Here is a 261-nt window from a genome sequence, read left to right on the forward strand (position 1 = left end):
CGATTGCCCGACAGACCTTCGCGAAGGGCGATCCGGAACGATATCATTCCTTTTCGGAGCGGCTGACCGCCCTGGCTGGAACGTACGACCTTCTGCTGTCGAAGGAGGGTGCCGCATCAACGGTCGATGCTGTCCTCGACGCGGCCCTGCGCGCTCACGCTTCTGAGGCCTCGCGCATCTCCAGGAGTGGGCCGAAGATCGTTCTATCACCCGATCTTGCGCTGCCGCTGTCGCTTGTCGTCCACGAGCTGGCGACCAATG

At 62.8% G+C, this 261-nt stretch carries 1 protein-coding gene; it reads left to right on the plus strand.

The features are described from left to right. Positions 1-261: HWE histidine kinase domain-containing protein (locus SB772_RS42455; RefSeq protein WP_410838826.1), on the plus strand; the 261-nt coding region annotated here is incomplete at both ends.

The sequence above is a fragment of the Paraburkholderia sp. SIMBA_030 genome (assembly GCF_046535245.1).
GTDB lineage: Bacteria > Pseudomonadota > Gammaproteobacteria > Burkholderiales > Burkholderiaceae > Paraburkholderia.